Annotated in this window: 15 protein-coding genes; 4 read left to right on the forward strand and 11 right to left on the reverse strand. The window is 69.2% G+C overall.

The genetic code is table 11. The features are described from left to right. Nucleotides 1–88 precede the first annotated feature (88 nt). From NAM01S_RS23105 to NAM01S_RS23115, 3 genes are read right to left on the reverse strand one after another with little or no spacing between them, the layout of a single operon-like run. Nucleotides 89–1006 (reverse strand): alpha/beta hydrolase, encoded by a 918-nt coding sequence (locus NAM01S_RS23105; protein WP_067788520.1) that lies wholly within the window; start codon nucleotides 1004–1006, stop codon nucleotides 89–91. A 5-nt stretch (nucleotides 1007–1011) separates the two neighbouring features. Next, nucleotides 1012–1842: an SDR family NAD(P)-dependent oxidoreductase gene (locus NAM01S_RS23110; protein ID WP_067788522.1), complete on the reverse strand. Its 831-nt coding sequence runs from the start codon at nucleotides 1840–1842 to the stop codon at nucleotides 1012–1014. Continuing rightward, nucleotides 1839–3371, reverse strand: a complete 1533-nt coding sequence (locus NAM01S_RS23115; RefSeq protein WP_067788524.1) for a flavin-containing monooxygenase — start codon at nucleotides 3369–3371, stop codon at nucleotides 1839–1841. Before NAM01S_RS23115 ends, NAM01S_RS23110 begins: the two co-directional genes overlap by 4 nt. A 61-nt stretch (nucleotides 3372–3432) precedes the next feature. On the opposite strand from NAM01S_RS23115, the gene NAM01S_RS23120 reads away from it, so the two are divergent. Next, nucleotides 3433–4077, forward strand: a complete 645-nt coding sequence (locus NAM01S_RS23120) for a TetR/AcrR family transcriptional regulator (RefSeq protein ID WP_067788526.1) — start codon at nucleotides 3433–3435, stop codon at nucleotides 4075–4077. A gap of 72 nt (nucleotides 4078–4149) precedes the next feature. On the opposite strand, the gene NAM01S_RS23125 is transcribed toward NAM01S_RS23120, so the two are convergent. From NAM01S_RS23125 to NAM01S_RS23140, 4 genes are all read right to left on the reverse strand, one after another. Further along, nucleotides 4150–5061, reverse strand: coding sequence for an NAD-dependent epimerase/dehydratase family protein (locus NAM01S_RS23125; RefSeq protein WP_067788528.1), 912 nt, complete (start codon nucleotides 5059–5061; stop codon nucleotides 4150–4152). A 5-nt stretch (nucleotides 5062–5066) separates the two neighbouring features. Beyond that, nucleotides 5067–5681: a TerD family protein gene (locus tag NAM01S_RS23130; RefSeq protein WP_084483202.1), complete on the reverse strand. Its 615-nt coding sequence runs from the start codon at nucleotides 5679–5681 to the stop codon at nucleotides 5067–5069. A gap of 266 nt (nucleotides 5682–5947) precedes the next feature. Next, a complete protein-coding gene (locus NAM01S_RS23135) occupies nucleotides 5948–9805 on the reverse strand; it encodes a multifunctional oxoglutarate decarboxylase/oxoglutarate dehydrogenase thiamine pyrophosphate-binding subunit/dihydrolipoyllysine-residue succinyltransferase subunit (protein ID WP_174554850.1) in 3858 nt (1285 codons plus the stop codon). Between the two features lie 106 nt (nucleotides 9806–9911). Continuing rightward, nucleotides 9912–13667 (reverse strand): ABC transporter ATP-binding protein, encoded by a 3756-nt coding sequence (locus NAM01S_RS23140; protein WP_067788534.1) that lies wholly within the window; start codon nucleotides 13665–13667, stop codon nucleotides 9912–9914. A 292-nt stretch (nucleotides 13668–13959) separates the two neighbouring features. On the opposite strand from NAM01S_RS23140, the gene NAM01S_RS23145 reads away from it, so the two are divergent. Further along, entirely contained in the window at nucleotides 13960–14448 is a 489-nt protein-coding gene (locus tag NAM01S_RS23145; protein ID WP_157107861.1) for a hypothetical protein, read from the forward strand. Here NAM01S_RS23145 and NAM01S_RS23150 read toward each other — a convergent pair. From NAM01S_RS23150 to NAM01S_RS23165, 4 genes are all read right to left on the reverse strand, one after another. Continuing rightward, entirely contained in the window at nucleotides 14383–15162 is a 780-nt protein-coding gene (locus tag NAM01S_RS23150) for an ABC transporter permease (RefSeq protein ID WP_067788538.1), read from the reverse strand. The two genes, NAM01S_RS23145 and NAM01S_RS23150, sit on opposite strands and share 66 nt — an antisense overlap. After that, nucleotides 15159–16109 carry an ABC transporter ATP-binding protein gene (locus NAM01S_RS23155; protein WP_067788539.1) on the reverse strand — a complete coding sequence of 317 codons (951 nt, stop codon included), beginning with the start codon at nucleotides 16107–16109 and terminating at the stop codon, nucleotides 15159–15161. Before NAM01S_RS23155 ends, NAM01S_RS23150 begins: the two co-directional genes overlap by 4 nt. Further along, a complete protein-coding gene (locus NAM01S_RS23160; protein WP_067788629.1) occupies nucleotides 16106–16837 on the reverse strand; it encodes a hypothetical protein in 732 nt (243 codons plus the stop codon). Before NAM01S_RS23160 ends, NAM01S_RS23155 begins: the two co-directional genes overlap by 4 nt. Nucleotides 16838–17017: 180 nt before the next feature. Continuing rightward, nucleotides 17018–18043, reverse strand: coding sequence for a glutathione S-transferase family protein (locus tag NAM01S_RS23165; protein ID WP_157107862.1), 1026 nt, complete (start codon nucleotides 18041–18043; stop codon nucleotides 17018–17020). Nucleotides 18044–18158: 115 nt separating this feature from the next. Here NAM01S_RS23165 and NAM01S_RS23170 point away from each other — a divergent pair, with 115 nt between their 5' ends. Next, a complete protein-coding gene (locus NAM01S_RS23170) occupies nucleotides 18159–18953 on the forward strand; it encodes an enoyl-CoA hydratase/isomerase family protein (protein WP_067788542.1) in 795 nt (264 codons plus the stop codon). 97 nt (nucleotides 18954–19050) lie between these two features. After that, nucleotides 19051–20274, forward strand: a complete 1224-nt coding sequence (locus tag NAM01S_RS23175) for a class I adenylate-forming enzyme family protein (protein WP_067788544.1) — start codon at nucleotides 19051–19053, stop codon at nucleotides 20272–20274. The last annotated feature ends 22 nt before the right edge of the window (nucleotides 20275–20296 follow it).

The raw sequence follows: 20296 nt of genomic DNA on the forward strand, positions 1-20296 counted from the left end.
CGACACCTTGTGCCGGGCTGTGTCATCGACTACCGAAAATCTCGCTGCTCGGTAATCGGTCGACACTTCCAGGACTCTTTTTGTCGTCTTATCCTAGGTCGCTCGCCGACACCGGCTGGACGGCATCGCGCAGGAAATCGGATAGTTCGCGCAGCGCGACGGCGGCGGGACGGAACAGTCCGGCCTGCAGTTGCGCGACGTGCCATAGCCCGCGGCTCTCGGTGAACCGCACGTGCACGCCGGCGCCGCGCAGCGCCGCGACCAGCGCGACGCACTGCGCGTGCAGCAGCTCGCTGACGTCGACCTGGACGTAGGTCGGCGGCAGCCCGTGCAGCACCCCGCGCAGCGGCGCGTAGCGGGGATCGTTCACGTCGCCGTCGCCGAGGTAGGCGGCGGCGCAGGCGCGCGACCACGCCTTGTTGATCACCGTGTCGCCGTCGCGATCGGGGATCTCGTTGGGATCGGTCCACGGTGCGATCAGCCCGAGCGCGGCCGGTGTCATCCCGTGCTCGGCGATCAACCGCTGGGCGGTGGCCATGCTCAGGCCGCCGCCCGCCGAATCGCCCGCGACGGCGATCCGGTCGGGGCGAAAACCCTTCTCCGACACCAGTTCCAGGAACGCGGCGACCGCGTCCTCCAGGCCCGTCGGGAACGGGTGTTCCGGCGCCATCCGGTAGTCGAGGACGTACACCGCGCTGCCGGTGTCGCGGGCCAGCCGCGCCGCCAGTGCGCGATGGGTGGCCATCGAGCCGACCGCGTAACCACCGCCGTGCAGGTAGAGCACGGCGGTGGTCGGGTTGGTCGAGTCCGCGATGTGCAGTTCGGCAGGACGAGCGCCGAGCCGCGTCTTGCGCACCGTGACGCCGGAGGGCATCAATTGCAGCGGCGCACCGAGATCCATCAGCTTGCGCTGCACCGTGAACGGCAGTCGAGCGTTCAGCATCAACCGGAACACCGGCTTCAGCAGCACGCGGCCGACGGGCAGCGGAATATCGAACTCTCGCATGGTCGTCAGGGCAGGAAGGGCCGGTTCACCGCGGCGGCGATGCGCTGGTAGCCCGAGGCCGTGACGCGCACGAACATGTCGAGCAGCTTGGCCTCCCAGCCGATCAGCACCCGGCCGTGGCCCTTGCGGACGCCCTCGGTGATGGTCTGCGCGGCCATCTCGGGGGTGTGGATGGCCAGCTTCTTGTCGAACATGGACGCGGCGGACTTGCCGTCGATGCCTTCGGCGTAGGTGGCGTTGCGGGCCACCGCGGTCTTGATGCCGCCCGGGTGCACGCAGGTGACCTTGACCGGGTGCTTGCCGACCAGCATCTCCTGGCGCAGCGACTCGGTGAAGCCGCGCACCGCGAATTTGGCCGAGTTGTAAGCGCTTTGGCCAGGCACGGCGATCAGGCCGAACAGGCTGGACACGTTGACCACGTGCCCGTCGCCGGACTCGATGAGCATCGGCAGGAACGCCTTGGTGCCGTTGACGACCCCCCAGAAGTCGACGTCCATGATCCGCTCGATGTCCTTGAACTCCGAGCGGAGGACCTCGCCGTGGAAGGCGATGCCCGCGTTGTTGTAGACCTGGTGCACCACGCCGAAGTGCGCCTTCACGGCGTCGGCGTAGAGCAGCACCGCCTCGCGCTCTGCCACGTTCAGCCGATCGGACTTGACCTTCGCGCCGAGCTGTTCGCAGCGGCGCACCGTCTCGGCGAGGCCCTCGGTGTCGATGTCGGAGAGCGCGAGCTTGGCGCCGCGCTTGGCCAGGTTCTCGGCCAGCGCGCGGCCGATGCCGGAGCCTGCTCCGGTGATGACACAGACCTTGTTCTGGAAGTAAGCGTCGTTGCTCACTGGTTCACACTGCTTTCGGTTCGGGCGGGCGCGGTTGTCGTCGCGTAGGCGGAGACATCGAATTTCTTTGTCAGCCTACGGAATTGGAAGGTGAAGTCGGGCCACAGCGTCGTATTGTTGCCGTGCTTGTCCAGGTACCAGCTCGCGCAGCCGCCGGTGTTCCACACCGTCTTGCTCAGCTTCGCCTGCAGGTCCTTGTTGTAGCTGTCCTGCACCTCGCGGCGCACCTCGACGGTGCGCAGACCAAGGCGGTCGACGGTGGCGAGCGCGTCGGCGATGTAGTTGATCTGGGATTCGATCATGTACACCATCGACGTGTGGCCGAGGCCGACGTTCGGGCCGAGCAGGAAGAACATGTTGGGGAAGTTGGCGATCGCCGAACCCTTGTAGCCCTGCTGGCCGATCTCGTCGAAGACCTCGCTCAGCGTGCGGCCGTCCTTGCCGGTGATGGTCTCGTAGGTCGGCGAGTCGGTGACATGGAAGCCGGTCGCCACGATCAGCGCGTCGATCTCGCGCTCGGTGCCGTCCTTGGTGACGATCGAGCCCGCGCGGATCTCGCGAATGCCGTCGGTGACCACGTCCACGTTGTCGCGGCTCAGCGCCGGGTAGTACTCGTTCGAGATGAGCATGCGCTTGCAGCCGATGCGGAAGTCCGGCGTGACCTTCTTGCGCAGCTCGGGGTCGCGCACCTCGTACTGCAGCTTGGCCTTGGCGAGCAGCTGGAAGCCCTGCATCAGGGCGGGGAACTTGGCGAGGCCGACGACCTGGGTCTCGCGGGCGGCGTAGATGGCCGCGCGAGAGAGTCGCTGCACGCCGGGCACGTACTTGAACGCCAGTCGCTCGGCCTTCAGGTACGGCCGGTCCATCCGGGGCAGCAGCCACGGCGCGGTCCGCTGGTAGACGTCCAGCGAGGCGACCTGCGGTGCGATCGAGGGCACGATCTGGATCGCCGAGGCGCCGGTGCCGATGATCGCGACCCGCTTGCCGGTCAGGTCGGCGTCGTGGTTCCAGCGGGCCGAGTGGAAGATCTCGCCCTCGAAGGTGTTGATGCCCTTGATGTCGGGCAGGTTCGGCTCGCAGAGCGCGCCGACCGCGGAGACGACGGTGTCGGCAGTGAAATCGCCCTTGCTCGAGGTGATTTCCCACCGCGCGGTGTCGTTGTTCCAGCGCGCGCCCGTCACGTCGCAGTCGAAGATGTGCTTGTCGAGCACGTTGTACTTCTTCGCGACGCCCTGGATGTAGGACTGGATCTCGCCCTGCCGGGAGAACGAGCGCGACCAATTCGGGTTGAGCGCAAAGGAATACGAGTACAGGTGCGAGGGGACGTCGCACGCGGCGCCGGGGTAGGTGTTGTCCCGCCAGGTGCCGCCCACATCGCTGCCGCGCTCCAAGACCAGGTAATCGTTGCGGCCCTGCTGGCTCAGCCGAATGGCGAGACCCAGACCGGCGAAACCGCTGCCGATGACGATCGTCTTGACGTGGCGGACGGGCCGGTCGCCGACAGCTTTGTCTGTAACCTTGCGACTCATGTAAGCGAGACTACGAGCTTATTGAGCGCGAGTCAACAGCTATTGAGTTTCGTTCAGTAACATGAGTCCCGTGAACAGCAAAAGCACCGGTGAGAACGGCAAGCGGACCCGGCTCAGCCCGGACGAGCGCCGTCAGCAGCTGCTCGCGCTGGGTGCCAAGATGCTCGGCGAGCGCACCATCGAGGAACTCTCGGTCAGCGAGATCGCGGCCCAGGCGGGGATCTCGCGGGGTCTGCTGTTCCACTACTTCCCGACCAAGCAGGATTTCCAGCGCGAGGTGGTCCGGCACGCCAACGCCGAGCTGCTCGAGCGGGTGGCGCCGGACCGGTCGCTGAGCATCTTCGACATGCTGCGCGATTCGATCGAGCGCTACGTCGACTACGTCAGCGAGAACCGCACGTCCTACCTCGCGCTGCTGCGCGGCCCGACCAGCGTCAGCCCCGACCTGGTCCCGCTGGTCGACCAGACCCGCGACGCCATCATCGGCATCATCCTCGCCGAGGCCCCGACCCCCATCGACCCCGCCGACCACCCCCGGCTGATGCTCGGCATGCGCGGATGGATCGCGTTCGTCGAGGAAACCACCCTCACCTGGTTGCGCACCGAACCCATCAGCCGCGAGGAACTCGTCGAACTCCTGGTGGAATCCCTCCTCACCCTGGCCCTGGCGTTGAGCCCCGAACTGGCCGCCGCGCTACAGGGGTGAGGGACTCGGTTCCGCTGGCTGCGCTGATCACGATCTGGGCCGTTTTTGGCGCGTCCGTTCGAGTGAGCGAGCTCAGGTGGTCGCCGGGTTGTGTTGCGTCAGCGCCTCGCGCAGGATCGATTCGATGTCCCAGGTCGGGTGCCAGTCGAGTTCCCTTGCGGCGCGGGAGTTGTCGCAGATGAGAGTTGGGGGTTCCTGGGCGGCGGGGTGGTGGTCGACCGGGATGGGGTGGCCGGTGAGGTGGGCGGTGCGGTCGATCAGGTCGTTGATGCTGGTTCCGGTTCCGCTGCCGATGTTGTAGCGGCGGCAGGCGCCAGGGGCGGGGAGGTGGGTGAGGGCGGCGGTGAACGCGCGGGCGGCGTCCTCGATGTGGAGGTAGTCGCGGGTCGCGGTGCCATCGCCGTTGACCGGGAGGCGGGGGCTGGTCCCGGCCGCGACGGCTCGTAGGCGGGGGAGGAGGCGGGTGGGGTCGGTGTCGGCGCCGCCGACGATGTTGGACATGCGCAGGACGATCGCGGCGAGGCGGCCGGTCGCGGCCTGGGCGGCGATGGCGGATTCGGCCGCTTGCTTGCTCGCGGCGTACGGGTGGGGCGGTGCGTCGGGGAGGTCCTCGGTCATCGGCTGGTTGTCGGTGGCGTAGATCGCGACGGTCGACGCGAAGACCATGTTCTCGACGCCCGCACGTGCCATCGCCTCGAGCAGCGCCACGGTGCCGCCGACGTTGACGTGGAAGTACGGCAGCGGGTCGGCGACCGATTCCCTGGCGCGGGTGAGTCCGGCAAGGTGGCAGACGGCGTCGACATCGCGGACGGCCGCGGTAAGCGATTCCGGCGCACGAAGATCGGCGAACCGGAGCGGCAGTTCGGCTGGGAGGCGGTCGCTTTCGCGACGCACCAGCCCGACGACCTCGTGCCCGTCGCGCTGGAGGCGCTCTGCGACCGCGCTGCCGAGATAGCCGCCGGCGCCCGTGACCAGGATTCGCAACGACTTCAGACGAGGAAAGGTGCGAGTTGCGGCACCGCCTCGACCGGATGCTCGGCCTGAATCTCCTCGTCGATCGAGCGGAACTCCCAACCCTGTTGGGTGCGAACGAGTTTGCCCGCGAGGAAGCCGGTGTGCGCGTGGATCTTGCTCAGGTCGTAGCGGGCGATCTCGGTCTCGGTCATGCCATCGATCACCCGGCAGAAGGCGTTCTCGATCTGCTCGAAGGTCTGGCCGGTGTAGCAGGTCACCAAGAAGATCACCGTGGTGACCTGCGGGGTGATGCGTGTCAGGTCGACCGTGATGAGTTCGTTGTCGCCGTCGCCCTCGCCGGTCGTGCTGTCGCCGAGGTGGCGGACCGACCCGTCCTGCGACATCAGCTGCTCGTGGTACACCACGTCGAGGATCGCGTCGTTCGCGAACAGCAATGCCGCCGCGTTGAGATCGATGTCCGCCGCCTTTCCCGGCAGCCACCGCCGTTTGGCCGCCGGATCCCATCCGACGCCCATCGTCACGAGAGTCAGGGAACCCCCACCCGCATTGGGAACCACGCTCCACCAATCCCTTCCGTCGCGCGACGCGCCCATCACGCCACGTCCCCACCCTATGGTCCGCCGCGCCATCCCGCCGGTAGATCCACCCGCGCCACGCCCGTTTCCGCTCGCGGACGGTGCACACCGCCGCAACCGTCACCTACCCATCGACCACCATTCGACTACCGAACTCTGCCCGGCCGCCGCGCGTCGGCCGGGAGCGCACGTGTCAGCTCGGGACACAGCAGCGCGGGCCGCCAACGCACACCAACTACGGACCCGGAAACGGCGAACGCCGGGGCGAAACCGACTGATGGGCCAGTGGTTTCGCGCCCGGCGCTCGGGACAGCTAGAAATTAGCTGGTGGGGGCGAACGCCTCCGCGACGATCTCCGCCTGCTCGACGGCGTGCACCTTCGACGAACCCGAGGACGGGGCCGACATGGCGCGGCGGGAGATGCGGCGGAGTTTGCCGAGGCGCTCGGGGAGCAGCTCGGGGAGGTTGAGGCCGAAGAAGGGCCAGGCGCCCTGGTTGGCCGGTTCCTCCTGCACCCACGCGATGTCGGTCGCGTTCGGGTACCCCTCGAGGGCTTCGTTCAGGCGGAACTTGGGCAGCGGGTAGAGCTGCTCGATCCGCACGATGGCGATGTCCTCGCGCTTCTGCTTGGTCTTCTCGGCGACCAGCTCGTAGTAGAGCTTGCCGCTGGTCATCAGCACGCGCTTCACCTTGCCGCGGTCGCCGATGCCCTGCTCGTAGGTGGGCTCGTCGAACACGGAGTGGAACTTGGACTCGGTGAAGTCCTTGAGGTCCGACACCACGGCCTTGTTGCGCAGCATCGACTTCGGGGTGAAGACGATCAGCGGACGACGGATGCCGTCGTGCGCGTGGCGGCGCAGCAGGTGGAAGTAGTTCGCCGGGGTGGACGGCACCGCGACGGTCATCGAGCCCTCGGCGCACAGCTGCAGGAAGCGCTCGATGCGGCCGGAGGTGTGGTCCGGACCCTGACCCTCGTGGCCGTGCGGCAGCAGCAGCACGACGTCGGAGAGCTGGCCCCACTTGGCCTCACCGGAGGAGATGAACTCGTCGATGATGGACTGTGCGCCGTTGACGAAGTCACCGAACTGCGCCTCCCAGAGCACCAGCGCGTTCGGGTTGCCCAGCGAGTAGCCGTATTCGAAGCCGACGGCGGCGAATTCGCTCAGCGCCGAGTCGTGCACCGCGAACCAACCCGGGTTCTCGCTGCCGATGTTGTGCAGCGGGGTGTACTCGTCGGCGGTCTTGCGGTCGATGATCACCGCGTGCCGCTGGGTGAAGGTGCCGCGGCGCGAGTCCTGACCGGTCAGGCGCACCGCGCGGCCCTCGTCGATCAGCGTGCCGAAGGCCATCAGCTCGGCGAAGGCCCAGTCGACCTTGCCCTCGTAGGCCATCTCGCGGCGCTTCTCCAGCACCGGCTTGACGCGCGGGTGCACGTTGAAGCCGTCGGGCACATTGAGGAAGGCGTCGCCGATGCGCTGCAGCACGGCCTTGTCGACCGCGGTCTGCACGGTCGCGGGCACCTTCTGGTCGTCCTCGACCGACTCGCTCGGACCCGGCGGGAACTTCTCCAGTTCGCGGACCTCGTTGAACACGCGCTCCAGTTGGCCCTGGTAGTCGCGTAGCGCGTCCTCGGCCTCTTTCATGGAGATGTCGCCACGGCCGATCAGGCTCTCGGTGTAGCTCTTGCGCACCGAGCGCTTGGTGTCGATGACGTCGTACATGTACGGCTGGGTCATCGACGGGTCGTCGCCCTCGTTGTGGCCGCGCCGGCGGTAGCAGATCAGGTCGATGACCACGTCCTTGCGGAACTTCTGGCGGAAGTCGACCGCCAGACGCGCCACCCAGTCGCAGGCCTCCGGGTCGTCGCCGTTCACGTGGAAGATCGGCGCGCCGATGAACTTGGCGATGTCGGTGGAGTATTCGGTGGAGCGGCTGTTCTCCGGCGCGGTGGTGAAGCCGATCTGGTTGTTCACCACGATGTGGATGGTGCCGCCGACCCGGTAGCCGCGCAGACCCGAGAGGTTCAGCGTCTCGGCGACAACGCCCTGGCCCGCGAACGCGGCGTCACCGTGCAGCATCAGCGGCATGACGGAGAAGCCCTCGGGGCCGTCGCCCTTGTCGAGCAGGTCCTGCTTGGCGCGGACCAGACCCTCGAGCACGGGGTCGACCGCCTCCAGGTGCGAGGGGTTGGCGGTCAGCGAGACCTCGATCTCGTTGTCGCCGAACATCTGCAGGTAGGTGCCGCGCGCACCGAGGTGGTACTTCACGTCGCCGGAGCCGTGCGTGGCCGCCGGGTTCATGTTGCCCTCGAACTCGGTGAAGATCTTCGAGTACGGCTTTCCGACGATGTTGGCCAGCACGTTGAGGCGGCCGCGGTGCGGCATGCCGATGACGACCTCGTCGAGCGAGTGCTCGGCGCACTGGTCGATGACCGCGTCCATCATCGGGATGACCGCCTCGGCGCCCTCCAGCGAGAAGCGCTTCTGACCGACGTACTTGGTCTGCAGGAAGGTCTCGAAGGCCTCGGCCGCGTTCAGCCGGTTCAGGATGTACTTCTGCTGCGCGACGGTCGGCTTGACGTGCTTCTGCTCGACGCGCTCCTGGATCCACTGCAACTGGTCGGTTTCCAGGATGTGCATGTACTCCACGCCGATGTGGCGGCAGTACGCGTCGCGCAGCACCGAGAGCACGTCGCGCAGCTTCATCCGCTCCTGGCCGTGGAAGCCCGCGACGTTGAACTCGCGGTCCAGGTCCCACAGGGTGAGGCCGTGCTGGGTGACGTCCAGGTCCGGGTGGCTGCGGAACTTGTCCTTGATCAGGCGCAGCGGGTCGGTGTCGGCCATCAGGTGGCCGCGGTTGCGGTAGGCGGCGATCAGCTCGAGCACGCGCGAGCTCTTGTCGACGCCGCGCTCCTTGACGTCCTTGCGCCAGCGCACCGGCTCGTACGGCACGCCGAGGCCGTGGAAGATCTCGTCGTAGAACTCGTCGGAGATCAGCAGCTGGTGGATGGTGCGCAGGAAGTCGCCGGACTCCGCGCCCTGGATGATGCGGTGGTCGTAGGTGGAGGTCAGCGTCATCAGCTTGCCGACGCCCAGGTCGGCGACGCGCTCGTCGCTCATGCCCTGGAACTCGGCCGGGTACTCCATGGCGCCGGCGCCGATGATCGCGCCCTGACCGTTCATCAGTCGGGGCACCGAGTGCACGGTGCCGATGGTGCCCGGGTTGGTCAGCGAGATGGTGACGCCGGAGAAGTCCTCGGCGGTCAGCTTGCCGTCGCGGGCGCGTCGGACGACGTCCTCGTAGGCGGTGTGGAACTGCCCGAAGGTCATCTCCTCGGTGCCCTTGATGGCCGCGACGACCAGCGAGCGGTTGCCGTCCTTGCCGGGAAGGTCGATGGCTAGGCCGAGGTTGGTGTGCGCGGGGGTGACCGCGTTCGGCTTGCCGTCGATCTCGGCGTAGTGCCGGTTCATGTTCGGGAACGCCTTCACCGCCTGCACGATGGCGTAGCCGAGCAGGTGGGTGAAGGAGATCTTGCCGCCGCGCGTGCGGGCGAGGTGGTTGTTGATGACCAGACGGTTGTCGATCATCAGCTTGGCCGGAATAGCGCGGACCGAGGTCGCGGTCGGGATGGCCAGCGACGCGGACATGTTCTTCGCGACGGCGGCCGCGGCGCCGCGTAGCACCTTCGCCTCGTCGGCGGCCTCGGTCGGCTTGGGGCCGCCGGAGGTCGGCGCGGCGTTGGAGGTCGGCGCCGGGGTGGTCTGGGGTGCGCGCGCGGCGGTGGCCTTCGCCGCGGTCGCGGGCTTGGCGGCGGGCGCGGGAGCCGGAGCGGGCTTGGCGGCGGCCGGGGCGGGCTTCGCGGCCGGCGCGGGCGCGGAGTTCTTGGTCGGCGCGGCGGTCCGAGTCGGCGCAGTCTGGGTCGGCGCGGCGTTCTGGGTCGGCGCGGCGTTCTGGGTCGGCGCAGTGGTCTGAGTCGGCGCAGGGGTCTGAGTCGGCGCAGTGGGCTGCGAGTTGGTGGCGTCGCCGCTCGCTTCGGGGGTGTAGTCGGCGAGGAACTCGTGCCAACTCTCATCGACGGATGATGGATCCTGTTTGTACTTCTGATACATCTCGTCGACTAGCCACTGGTTCTGTCCGAACTGGGAAGTTGAGCTGCTCACAGCAGGTGTTCGCCTCATTTCGTTCTTCGCGCTGCGACGTTTGTGACGTGCCCGGCATGGGGATCAGCGGATGCGCGCCGATGGACCCTCTGTCGAGGATATGCCCAGCGGCAAATCGACGAAGCTACCCACCACCGGACAGACCCAAACTCTTCTGTGCAGACTCGTCCGGGTCCGAGAATATTCCTCCCGTTTCGCGGGCCGCCGCCCAGAGGAGGGTATAGGTTCCGCCCGCCGCGACCAGGTCGGCGTGCGTCCCGAATTCCGTGATCCGTCCCCGCTCGACGACCGCGATCCGATCGGCGCGCGCGGCCGTGCCGAGCCGGTGCGCGACGACGACCGTGGTGCGGCCACGGGCCAGCGATCTGCTCGCTACCAGCACCGACGACTCGGTTTCCGGGTCGAGCGTCGCGGTGGCCTCGTCAAGCAGCAACAGGTCTGGACGGACCAGTTCGGCACGGGCGAGGGCGATCAACTGACGTTGGCCTGCCGACAATCCGCGGCCGCGTTCGCCGACCGGTTGCCGCAGTCCGAGGGGTAGCGCGGCGATCATGTCGGCCGCACCGACCGCTGCCGCCGCGTCGCGGATCTGTTCCGGTGTTGCGGATGGTTGTCCGAATGCAATGTTGCTGGCGACGTCGCCGGTGAAGAGGTGAGCTTCTTGGGGGACGATGCCGAGCCGGGAACGGTAGTCGGCGAGGCGGTAATCGCGGAGGTCTACACCGTCGACGACGATCGCTCCGGTGTAGACCTCGCCCGCGCCGGACTTCGCGCGGACCGGCTCGGCGTCGCTCGGCTCGGCGTCCGCGCCGTCGGCGGGCGAGTCGGCGTCGAGAGGTGCGCGCGGTAGGTCGTAGAGCCGGGCGAGCAGCTTGACGATCGTCGACTTGCCCGCGCCCGTCGGCCCGACCAGCGCCAGCGTCGACCCGGCCGGAATGCGCAGCTCGACATCGTCCAGTGCCGGAGTCTCGGTTCCCGGATAGCGGAAGCGCACGTGATCGAGCGCGACCTCGCCGCGCAGCCCGTCGGGGATCGCCACGGCGTCCGGCGGATCCGCGGCGATCGAGGACGGCGTGCGCAGCAGCTCGCCGATGCGGCGCAGCCCGACCCTTGCCTGCTGGTAGCCGTCGAAGACCTGGGACAACTGCATGATCGGACCGAACAGCAGCTCGAGATACAGCACGAAGGCGACAAGCGTGCCCGCGCTGGTCGCGCCGACGGCGACCTCCCGCGCGCCGACGAAAACCACCGCGGCCAGCGCAAGGTCGGCCCAGGCGATGACGAAGGCGAAGTACAGCGCGATCGCCCGCTGCGCCCGCATCCTGGAGTTGCGGTAGCGCTCCGAGTATTCGGCGAACCGCCGCGCCGCGCGGGGTTCGTGCCGGTTGGCCTGCACCGCGCGCAGGCCCGTGACGTTCTCCTGGAAGTCGGCGTTCACCGTGGACACGCGTTCCCGCGAGACCGTATAGGCCGTCGAGGAGAAGCGCCGGAAGACCACCGTGGCCACGACCAGCGGCGGCAGGGCGAGCAGCGCGACCACCGCGAGGGAGAGATCGATGACCAGCAGCGCGACCGCGATGCCGAGCAAGGTGAGCGCGCCGATGAGGGTGGTCGCCACGCCGGTCTGCAGGAAGCTCGACAGCGCGTCCACGTCGGTGGTCATCCTGGTCATGATCCGGCCCGACAGTTCCCGCTCGTAGTAGTCAAGGCCGAGCCGTTGTAGATGCGCGTAACTGCGCACGCGAAGGCCGTAGAGGACGCGTTCGCCGGTGCGCGCGGTGAGCACGATGGTCGCCGCGCCGACCGCGAAGCCCGCCGCGAGCAGCGCGACGCCGAGCGCAGCGGCCCGCAGGAGCGCGTCGGACTGTCCGGCGGTGACGCCCGAATCGATGGCATAGCGCACCAGCGCGGGGAAGGCCACGCCGACGAGCGCGTCCAGCGCGAGCAGGCTCACCACCGTCAGCACCAGCCACCGCACCGGGCGCATCAGTCGCGTCAGCCGGAAGCCGGGGTCGGGTTCGCGCAGCGCGCGGTCGTCGAGACCCGGTTCCTCGGTGGCGGGCGGAAGTTCCTCGATGGTCCGGCGCAGCTCGGGTGTTTCGGCCAGGTCCGCGGCCGCCGCGCCGAAGCCGCCCGCCCGGCCGGTGGCGCGCGGTGTTCGCGTCGGCTCCTCGGGTTCGATCGTCGCGGACACCGGCCGGTGGGCGGGCGCGGGCAGTCGGACGACCCGGTCGGCGTGGGCCAGCGTCGACTCGCGGTGCGCCAGGATGATCGTGGTGCGGCCGCCGCGGTCGGGCAAGGTGTCGAAGATGGCGGCCTCGGTGACCGCGTCCACCGCGGAGGTGGCGTCGTCCAGCACCAGGATGCGCGGACGGGCCAGCAGCACCCTGGCCAGCGCGATGCGCTGCCGCTGACCGCCGGAGAGGGTGAGCCCGCGCTCGCCGACGACGGTGTCGTATCCATCGGGCAGTTCGCCGATGAAGTCGTCGGCGGCGGCCAGCTTGGCGGCCTGCCTGATCTCCGCGTCGGTGGCGTCCGGGCTGCCGAGGGCGATGTTGGCGGCGATGGTGTCGGAGAACAGGAACGGATCGTCGAACACCACGCCGACGGCGGCGCGCAGGTCGGCGGCGGCCACGTCGGCGATGTCGACCGGTTTCCCGGCGTCGGGTCCGTTGCCGAAGAGCCGGATGCGCCCGGAGTCGGGCGCGTAGAAGCGCGGCAGCAGCAGCGAGAGCGTCGTCTTGCCCGACCCTGCGGGTCCGATGATCGCGACCGTCTCGCCGGGGCGCACGGTGAGGTCGAGATCGCGCAGGATCGGCAGGTCCGGATCGAAACCGAAAGTGAGCGAATCGATCTCGACACCGAGCGGGCCTTCCGGCAGCGCGGCGGGCACCGGCGGATCGGCGATCACCGGCGCGGAGTCGATGACCTGGAAGACGCGCTCGGCGGCGGCGCGGGTCAGCTGCGCGAGGATGACCACCGACGACATGGCGCGGGTCGCCGATGTCATGGTCGCCACGTAGGCGGCGAAGGCGAGGAAGGTGCCGAGCCCGATGGAGCCACGCAGCGCCAGCCAGCCGCCGAACGCGATCACCCCGACCAGCCCGGCCTGCGGTATCGCCGCGACCACCGGCGCGAAGCGGGAGTCCACCCTGGCCGCACGCATGCGTTCGGCGAAGAGCCTGCGGGCGTGCCCTTCCAGCACGTCGACCATCCGGGCCTCCTGCCCGAAGCCCTTGACCACCCGCACCCCGGTGACCGTCTCCTCGACGTGCTGGGCCAGATCGGCGGCCCGCTGCTGCGCCGACCAGGTCGCCGCGAACAGACGCGGCCGCATTCGATAGACCACGGCGGCGATGCCGGGCACGACGAGCAGCGCGACCACCGCCAGCGGCGGCGAGAGCCACAGCATCACCCCGGCCGCGAGCAGGAATTGCAACAGCGCCATACCGGAGAGCGGCACCATCGCCAGCAGACCCTGCACCAGCTGCAAGTCCGTGATCGAGCGGGAGACCACCTGACCGGTGCGCAGCGCGTCCTGACCAGCGCCGTCCAGTCGCTGCAGCGAACCGAGCAACCGCACCCGCAGGCCGTGCTGGACGTCGAGCGAGAGACGGCCCGCGAGCAGCCGCCTGCCGAACGCGGCGGCGAACCGCCCGGCGGCGAGCAAGGCGAGCAGCGCGGCGATCACGCCGATCACCTCGGTGTCGCCGACACCGGCCGCGTCGACGGCGCGCTTGGTCAGCAGCGGCGCGGCCACCTCCACCAGCGCACCCGCCAGCACCGCCGCCGCGACGCCCGCGATGGTGCCGGGATGCGACCGGCTCTCGGCCCACAGCCGCCGTATCCAGCCCCGCCCCGTCGTGCTCTGCTCAGTCAATTGCGCTGTTCACCGTCCGTTCCTCATCTCCCCGAAATTCTGCGCGCGGCCCCGGAGGTGCGCATTGGCGCTGCCGAACACAGTCCGCTCTATGCCGCGCGTGGCCGCAGCGCAGGCGAAGGTACGCCTTGTTGGCGCTGCTGGACGCAGTCCATCCATAGCCCGCGCATGGCCCGGAGCGAATGCGGAGGTACGCCCTCGACGGTAATGACGCGCGGCGACACACCGCTTGTTCCCGGAGTCTGCCGATCGGCCTTGGCGTGTCCTCGCGCGCGGATCTAATCTCGCCGCCATGACAACGCAGGGGGATTTCTCACGACGCTTTCACCAGCTCCGGCACGACGTCGACGATGTCTACGAACAGGTCGGCGAACTGCAACGCCAGGTGCACCACGGATTCCGCAAGGTCGACAAGCGATTCGGCAAGATCGAGACCCGGCTCGACGGGATCGATACGCGGCTGGATGGAATGGATTCGCGGTTCGACGGAATGGATTCGCGGTTCGACGGAATGGATTCGCGGTTCGACGGGATCGATGCGCGGCTGGACGGAATGGATTCCCGGTTCGACGGGATCGATGCGCGGCTGGACGGAATGGATTCGCGGTTCGACGGGATGGATTCGCGACTGCACCAGATCGAGCACGGCGTCGGGGAGATTCTCCGGATGCTGCGCGGCGGGCGCGGTGTCGCGCCCTCGGGTGACGGCCGGGTCTCACATATCCCGGCTGCGCAGCTGCCACCAGCCCGCGCCGGCGATGCCGATCGTCCACAGCAGTAGGACGACGAAGGCGGCCGGGGTCGGGGCCAGGATGTCGCTGTCGGGGAAGGAGCCGACCGCCACGGTGGCGACGGTCGCCGACCCCGGCAGCAGGGTGACCACGCCACCGAGCCCGATCCCGTTGGCCACCAACCAGATCAGCGGTTCGACGACGAGCAGCCAGCCGAGGATCAGCGCGACCGCGCCGGTGGATTGGCGCAGCAGCAGCCCGAGTCCGGCGCCGAGCAGCGACCAGCAGACCGCGGCGAGCAGACCGGTGCCCAAGACCGCGAGCAATCGGGTGCCGAATTCGAACTTGCCCCGGCCGAACGCCACCAGGCAGGCGAACGCGCAGACCTCGACCAGCACCGTGACCGCCAGTGTGGACGCGCCGGTGACCAGCAGCTTGGCCGCCGCGAGCCGATCGCGGTCCGCGGTGAACAGCGAGGTCACCGGCATGCTCCGATAGCGGAACTCGCCGCCCGCCCCCGCGGCGCCGAACACGGCGGCGGCCAGGATCGTCGCGGCCAACGCGAGATACAGCCCGATGGTCGCGGCCCCGGTGGCGAGCGCGGATTTCGGGTCCGCGGGCCCGGCCATCAGCGCGGTCACCGTCGCGGCGACCAGCGCGACGGCGGGCAGCGTCACCCCGAGCGCCAGGCACCAGCGCAGCGTGTAGACCTTGCGGACCTCGGAGTTGACCGGCGGCACCAGGTCCGGTGGCAGAGTGATCATCGCGGAATCCCGTAGGGCGTCGGCTGCGGATGGGGTGCGTGCGCCGCGGGCGGCGGGAACATCGGCGCCGCGGTCTTGCTCGGTTTCGTCAGAGAGGCGAGGACCCGGTCGGGGTGGATCGGATCGGGTGTGACGTTGTCCAGCCGCACACCGGCGGCCTTGGCCGCGTCGGCGATCTCGGCCTCGCTCGCCTCGGCCACCGCGAGCCGCCCGTCCGGGCGGATGACCGCGTCGGTGTAGCCGCGCGCGGCGAGCATCGTGGCCAGCGCCACCGGGGTGGACGCGGCGACCACCAGCCGGTCGGGGTGGTTGCGGCGCAGTTTCGCGGGCGTGCCCTGGTAGACCACCGAACCCTCGCTCACCACGATCAGCTGATCGGCCATCGCCACCACGGAGGCGAGGCTCGCGCTGGACAGCAGCACCGTGCCGCCGCGGCGGGTGTGCCTGCGCAGGAAGTCGTGCAGCCAGCCGCGTTCGGCGGGATCGAGTCCCTCGGTGGGCTCGTCCAGGATCAGCACCGCCGGATCGGTGAGCAACGCGGTGGCCAGCGCCAGCCTGGTCTGCTGACCGATCGAGAGCGCGCCCGCCTTGACGCGCGCCGCCTCCTTCATAGCGACCGCCTCGAGCACCGCGTCGACCCGCGCGTCCGGAACTCCGGCCGCGGCCGCGTACACCAGCAGGTGGTCGCGGGCGGCGCGCCGCGGATGCAGTCCGCGCGGCGCGAGCATCCCGCCCACCGGCGACGCGGTGATCTCCGCGCTACCCGAGGACGGTTCGAGCAGACCGAGCAGGATCCGCAGAATGGTGGTCTTGCCCGAGCCCGCCGGACCGACCAGCGCCGCGGTGCTCCCTGCGGAAACGCTGAAGCCGACGTTCTCGACGGCCGAACCGAGCTCGTACCGCTTGCTCAGGCCGCGAACGACCAAAGACGTTGTGGCTTGGGTCATTTCGGGTCGGCGGGGAAGCGCGGCGGGGTGGCGTCGAGCGCGGGCAGCGGATCGGCCTCGACGACGAGCTGCCGGTTGATCGGCCAGAAGGCCGGCGCGGGCCCGAAGGCCTTCTGCGCGTTGTGCACCGTGGTCTTGCCGAGGGCCCTGTTGCCGACGCCGCCGATCACCGCGCCGATGCCCATCGGGATCACCTTGCCCGCCATCAGGGCCATCCGCTTGGTGAGGAACCGCACGATGAACCGCTTCATCAGCGTGTCGTTCATGCCGGACAGGCCGGGCACGCGGTTGGCGAGCAGGGTGCCCCAGTTCTTGGCCGACCGCCCGACCGAGCGCTCCACGATCTCCATGCCGGAATCGCCGAGCACCACGGCCAGCACCAGTGCCCTGCGCTGCTCTTTGGCCTCCGGCGCGACGCCGTGCACCGCGGCGATCGCCAGCGTGTACAGCGCCGAGGCCTCCAGGAAGAACGCCGTCTCCGCGGTGATGGTGGCCAGCGAGGCGACCGTGCCGACGCCTGGCATGGCCGCGGTCGCGCCCGCCGCGGTGCCGCTGCTGGTCACCGCGAGCAGGTACTGGCGCTCGATCCTGGCGAGGATCTGCGCCGGGGTCTCGTCGGGGTGCGCGCGCCTGATCCGATCGATGTACTTCTCGACCGCGGGCGCCTGCAGCTTCGACCCGTTCTCGAGCAAGGCGACCACGGTCTTCTCGAACCCGCTGTGCCGCATCGGCAACACCCCTTAAGTCTCAGCCTTCGCTGCCAGAACTCTATGGCACCGAACCATCGTCGGCCCAACACGACAACGAACCGGCTCGTGTTCCGGGTTCCCGTGGCGCGCCACCCGAAACGACGGCCTCGGCGTCCGCCCTCGCTCCGGCCACGTGCGGGTTCCGGGACGGGCTCCGGCCTAGGCCGGGCCGCGCAGGGCGGGCACCCGCTCCGACAGCGGCGGCGGTGGCGGCGGGGTGCCCTCGCCGAACGGCCTGCCGCCCAGCTCGTCGCGGCCGTGCGGGGTCAGCCAATTGATCGGGTCGGGCCCCTTCGGGACCACCTTCGTCGGGTTGATGTCGGTGTGCACCACGTAGTAGTGCGTCTTGATCTGGGCGAAGTCGATGGTGTCGCCGAAACCGGGGGTTTGGTACAGGTCGCGGGCATAGGCCCACAGCACCGGCATCTCGCTCAGCTTCTGCCTGTTGCACTTGAAGTGTCCGTGGTAGACGGCGTCGAAGCGGACCAGCGTGGTGAACAGCCGCACGTCCGCCTCGGTGATGGTGTCGCCGACCAGGAAGCGTTGTTCGGCAAGGCGATCCGAGAGCCAGTCCAGCCGCGCGAAGAGCCGGTCGTAGGCCGCCTCGTAGGCGTCCTGGGCGCCTGCGAAGCCGCAGCGGTAGACGCCGTTGTTCACGTCGCGGAAGACGACGTCGTTGACCTCGTCGATCTCGGCGCGCAGCGACTCGGGGTACAGCTGGGGCGCGCCTTCCCGGTGGAACTTGGTCCATTCGGTGGAGAAGTCCAGCGTGATCCTGGCGTAGTCGTTGGTGACCACCTGACCGGTCGGAATGTCGACCAGCGCCGGGACGGTGATGCCGCGCGGGTAGTCGGGGAACCGGGCCAGGTACGCGTCGCGCAGCCGCGGGATACCGAGCACCGGGTCCACGCCGCCGGGATCGAGATCGAAGGTCCAACTCAGCTTGTCGTGAGTGGGACCGCACAGGCCGAGCGAAAGCACGTCCTCCAGGCCGAGCAGCCTGCGCACGATGAGCGTGCGATTGGCCCACGGGCACGCGCGCGCCGCGACCAGCCGATACCGGCCCGGCTCCACCGGATAACCGTCGCGTCCGTCGGCCGTGACGCGGGTGGTGATGTAGTTGGTGTCCCGCTTGAACTCACCAGGCTCGACGTACGAACCGCTTTCCGATGCCGCCTTGGTCACCTGCTCAGTCTGGCAGATTCAGGACTTAGGCTGACCCAATGAGCGAACGAAGTGAGCGAATCATGTTTCAGCGTGCATCGCGCATGCCGGAGCCGAGCGCTAGCGAGGCGCAGGCATGAGTGATACGAAGCCCACTCGGCTGGAACGGGAAAGCACCGACGGCGGCGCGGAGGTCGCCGTCCTGACGCTGGCCCATCCGCCGCTGAACCTCTTCGACCAGGCGATGTTCGACGCGCTGGTGCAGGACATCGCCGACCTGAGCGCGAATCCGCCGCGCGCGCTGTTGCTGCGCGCGGAGGGCAAGGTGGTCTCCGGCGGCGTCGACGTGCACGTCTTCGAGGGTCTGACCACCGAGCAGGGCGCCGAGCTGTGGCGCTCGCTGTTCGCGCGGATCATCCATCCGCTGGAAGCGTTGCCTTGTCCTGTGCTGTTCGCCGCGCACGGCCTCACCCTGACCGCCGCCTTCGAGATCGCGCTGGCCTGCGACATCATCCTGGCCGCGCCGAAGGCGAAGTTCGGCCTGGTGGAGACGGTGGTCGGGCTGACACCCTCGATGGGCGGCCCGCAGCGGCTCGCCGAGCGCGCCGGGTCGGGTCGGGCGCGGGAATTCGTGATGACCGGCGATCTCTACGACGCGGCGACCATGGCCGAGTGGGGCGTGGTCAACGGCGTGCACGAGGACGTGGACGGTGCGGCGCGGGAGCTCGCGCACCGGCTGGCGCAGGGCCCGACCAAGGCGCACGCGGCGACCAAGCGGATCGTCGAGGCCTGGCGCTCCGGCGGTGTGGCGCACGCCGATTCGGTGACCCCCGAGGTGTCCGGCGAACTCTTCGCCACCGACGATCTGCGCGGCGCGGTGCGTAGCTTCCTCGAGGTCGGACCGGGCAAGGCGACGTACACCGGCCGGTGACGGCGGGGACACGGTAATTCGACTATTCCCGCGAGATTGTGATCCGCGTCATATAGTCGCAGGTGCCTGGCAGCTAAAGGCATCGCGCGGAGGACAAATGTCGCAGCTCTTGGTCGAATACCCCCTGACGAACTCGCCCGCGTGTGGAAACCCGCTGGCCCGCGGCGCGGACGGCGTGCTGCGCTACGGCAACCTCACCCCGGCGCTCACCGAGCTGCTCGATCTACAGGTGCACGCCTTCGCGGCGCGCGAGGCGGTCGTCGAGCTCGGTGGGCCCCGGCTCACCTACCGGGAGCTGTGGCACTCGGCCTCGCGCATCGCGGGCGGCCTGCAGGAGCACGGCGTCGGCTACGGCGACCGGGTCGCCATCCACATGCCAGCGGGCGCGCGCTGGGTGCAGGCGTTCCTCGGGGCGCTGCTCAGCGGCGCGGTGCCGGTGCTGGTGCACGACGGGCTTCCCGCGAAGGTGGCCGAGCAGGTGATCGCCGACAGCAAGGCGGATTTCGTATTCGGTCGCGGCGCCCGCGGCGGTGATGTGGAGCTGCCCGACGGCGCCGCGTTCATCGATGACGGCGCGGCGCTCAACGATCTCGCCCTGCTCTGCTACACCAGCGGCACCCGCAAGGGCGTCGAACTGACCAACGAGAACCTGCTCTCGGCGGTCCGCTCGGTGGTCGCCGCGCTGGACCTGCCCACCGACGGTGTGCGCAATCTGGTGCTTCCGCCGCTGGCGCACGCCAGCGGATGCGTCGACCAGCTGCTGCCCACCTTCGCCGTCGGCGGCACCGTGGTGCTCGCCCCGGACGGCCGCGACCTCGCCGAAGCCATTGTGGCCGAACGGATCGACATGGTCTCGGGCACGCCGCGCATCTTCGCGGGCCTGCTTCCCGAGCTTGCCGCGCTACGCGCCGACGGCGTGCCCACCGAGGGCATCAGCCGGGTCAGCAGCGCGGGGCATCGCGCCGAACGGACCGCGAGCGGTCTGGCCGCCGCGCTGCGCGACGCGTTCCCCTCGGCCAGGCACTGGTCGGTGTGGGGCGCCACCGAGACGAGCGGCATCGGACTCGCCGTGGACGACACCGAGACTCCCGCCGACGCGGGCCGAGTCCTCGGATTCCCGTTCGGCGGTACCGAATTGGCGCTCTGGGGTCCGCAGGCCGGAGCCGGACATGGCGAATTGCTCTGTCGCGGACCGAATGTCACCCGGCGGTACTGGAACGACCCGGAGACCACGGCGCACCGGTTCACGGGCAGCTGGTTCCACACCGGCGACCAGGTGTCGATCGACGCGCACGGCCTCGTCCGGCGCGAAATCGCCTGAGCCGTGGGCTGGTTCGACCGGG

This window comes from Nocardia amikacinitolerans NBRC 108937, assembly GCF_001612615.1.
GTDB lineage: Bacteria > Actinomycetota > Actinomycetes > Mycobacteriales > Mycobacteriaceae > Nocardia > Nocardia amikacinitolerans.

Coding starts and splice junctions, on each gene's coding strand:
- NAM01S_RS23105 (WP_067788520.1), bottom strand. CDS start 1,006: ATGCGAGAGTTCGATATTCCGCTGCCCGTCGGCCGCGTGCTGCTGAAG.
- NAM01S_RS23115 (WP_067788524.1), bottom strand. CDS start 3,371: ATGAGTCGCAAGGTTACAGACAAAGCTGTCGGCGACCGGCCCGTCCGC.
- NAM01S_RS23120 (WP_067788526.1), top strand. CDS start 3,433: ATGAGTCCCGTGAACAGCAAAAGCACCGGTGAGAACGGCAAGCGGACC.
- NAM01S_RS23130 (WP_084483202.1), bottom strand. CDS start 5,681: ATGGCGCGGCGGACCATAGGGTGGGGACGTGGCGTGATGGGCGCGTCG.
- NAM01S_RS23135 (WP_174554850.1), bottom strand. CDS start 9,805: ATGAGGCGAACACCTGCTGTGAGCAGCTCAACTTCCCAGTTCGGACAG.
- NAM01S_RS23145 (WP_157107861.1), top strand. CDS start 13,960: ATGACAACGCAGGGGGATTTCTCACGACGCTTTCACCAGCTCCGGCAC.
- NAM01S_RS23150 (WP_067788538.1), bottom strand. CDS start 15,162: ATGATCACTCTGCCACCGGACCTGGTGCCGCCGGTCAACTCCGAGGTC.
- NAM01S_RS23155 (WP_067788539.1), bottom strand. CDS start 16,109: ATGACCCAAGCCACAACGTCTTTGGTCGTTCGCGGCCTGAGCAAGCGG.
- NAM01S_RS23160 (WP_067788629.1), bottom strand. CDS start 16,837: ATGCGGCACAGCGGGTTCGAGAAGACCGTGGTCGCCTTGCTCGAGAAC.
- NAM01S_RS23170 (WP_067788542.1), top strand. CDS start 18,159: ATGAGTGATACGAAGCCCACTCGGCTGGAACGGGAAAGCACCGACGGC.
- NAM01S_RS23175 (WP_067788544.1), top strand. CDS start 19,051: ATGTCGCAGCTCTTGGTCGAATACCCCCTGACGAACTCGCCCGCGTGT.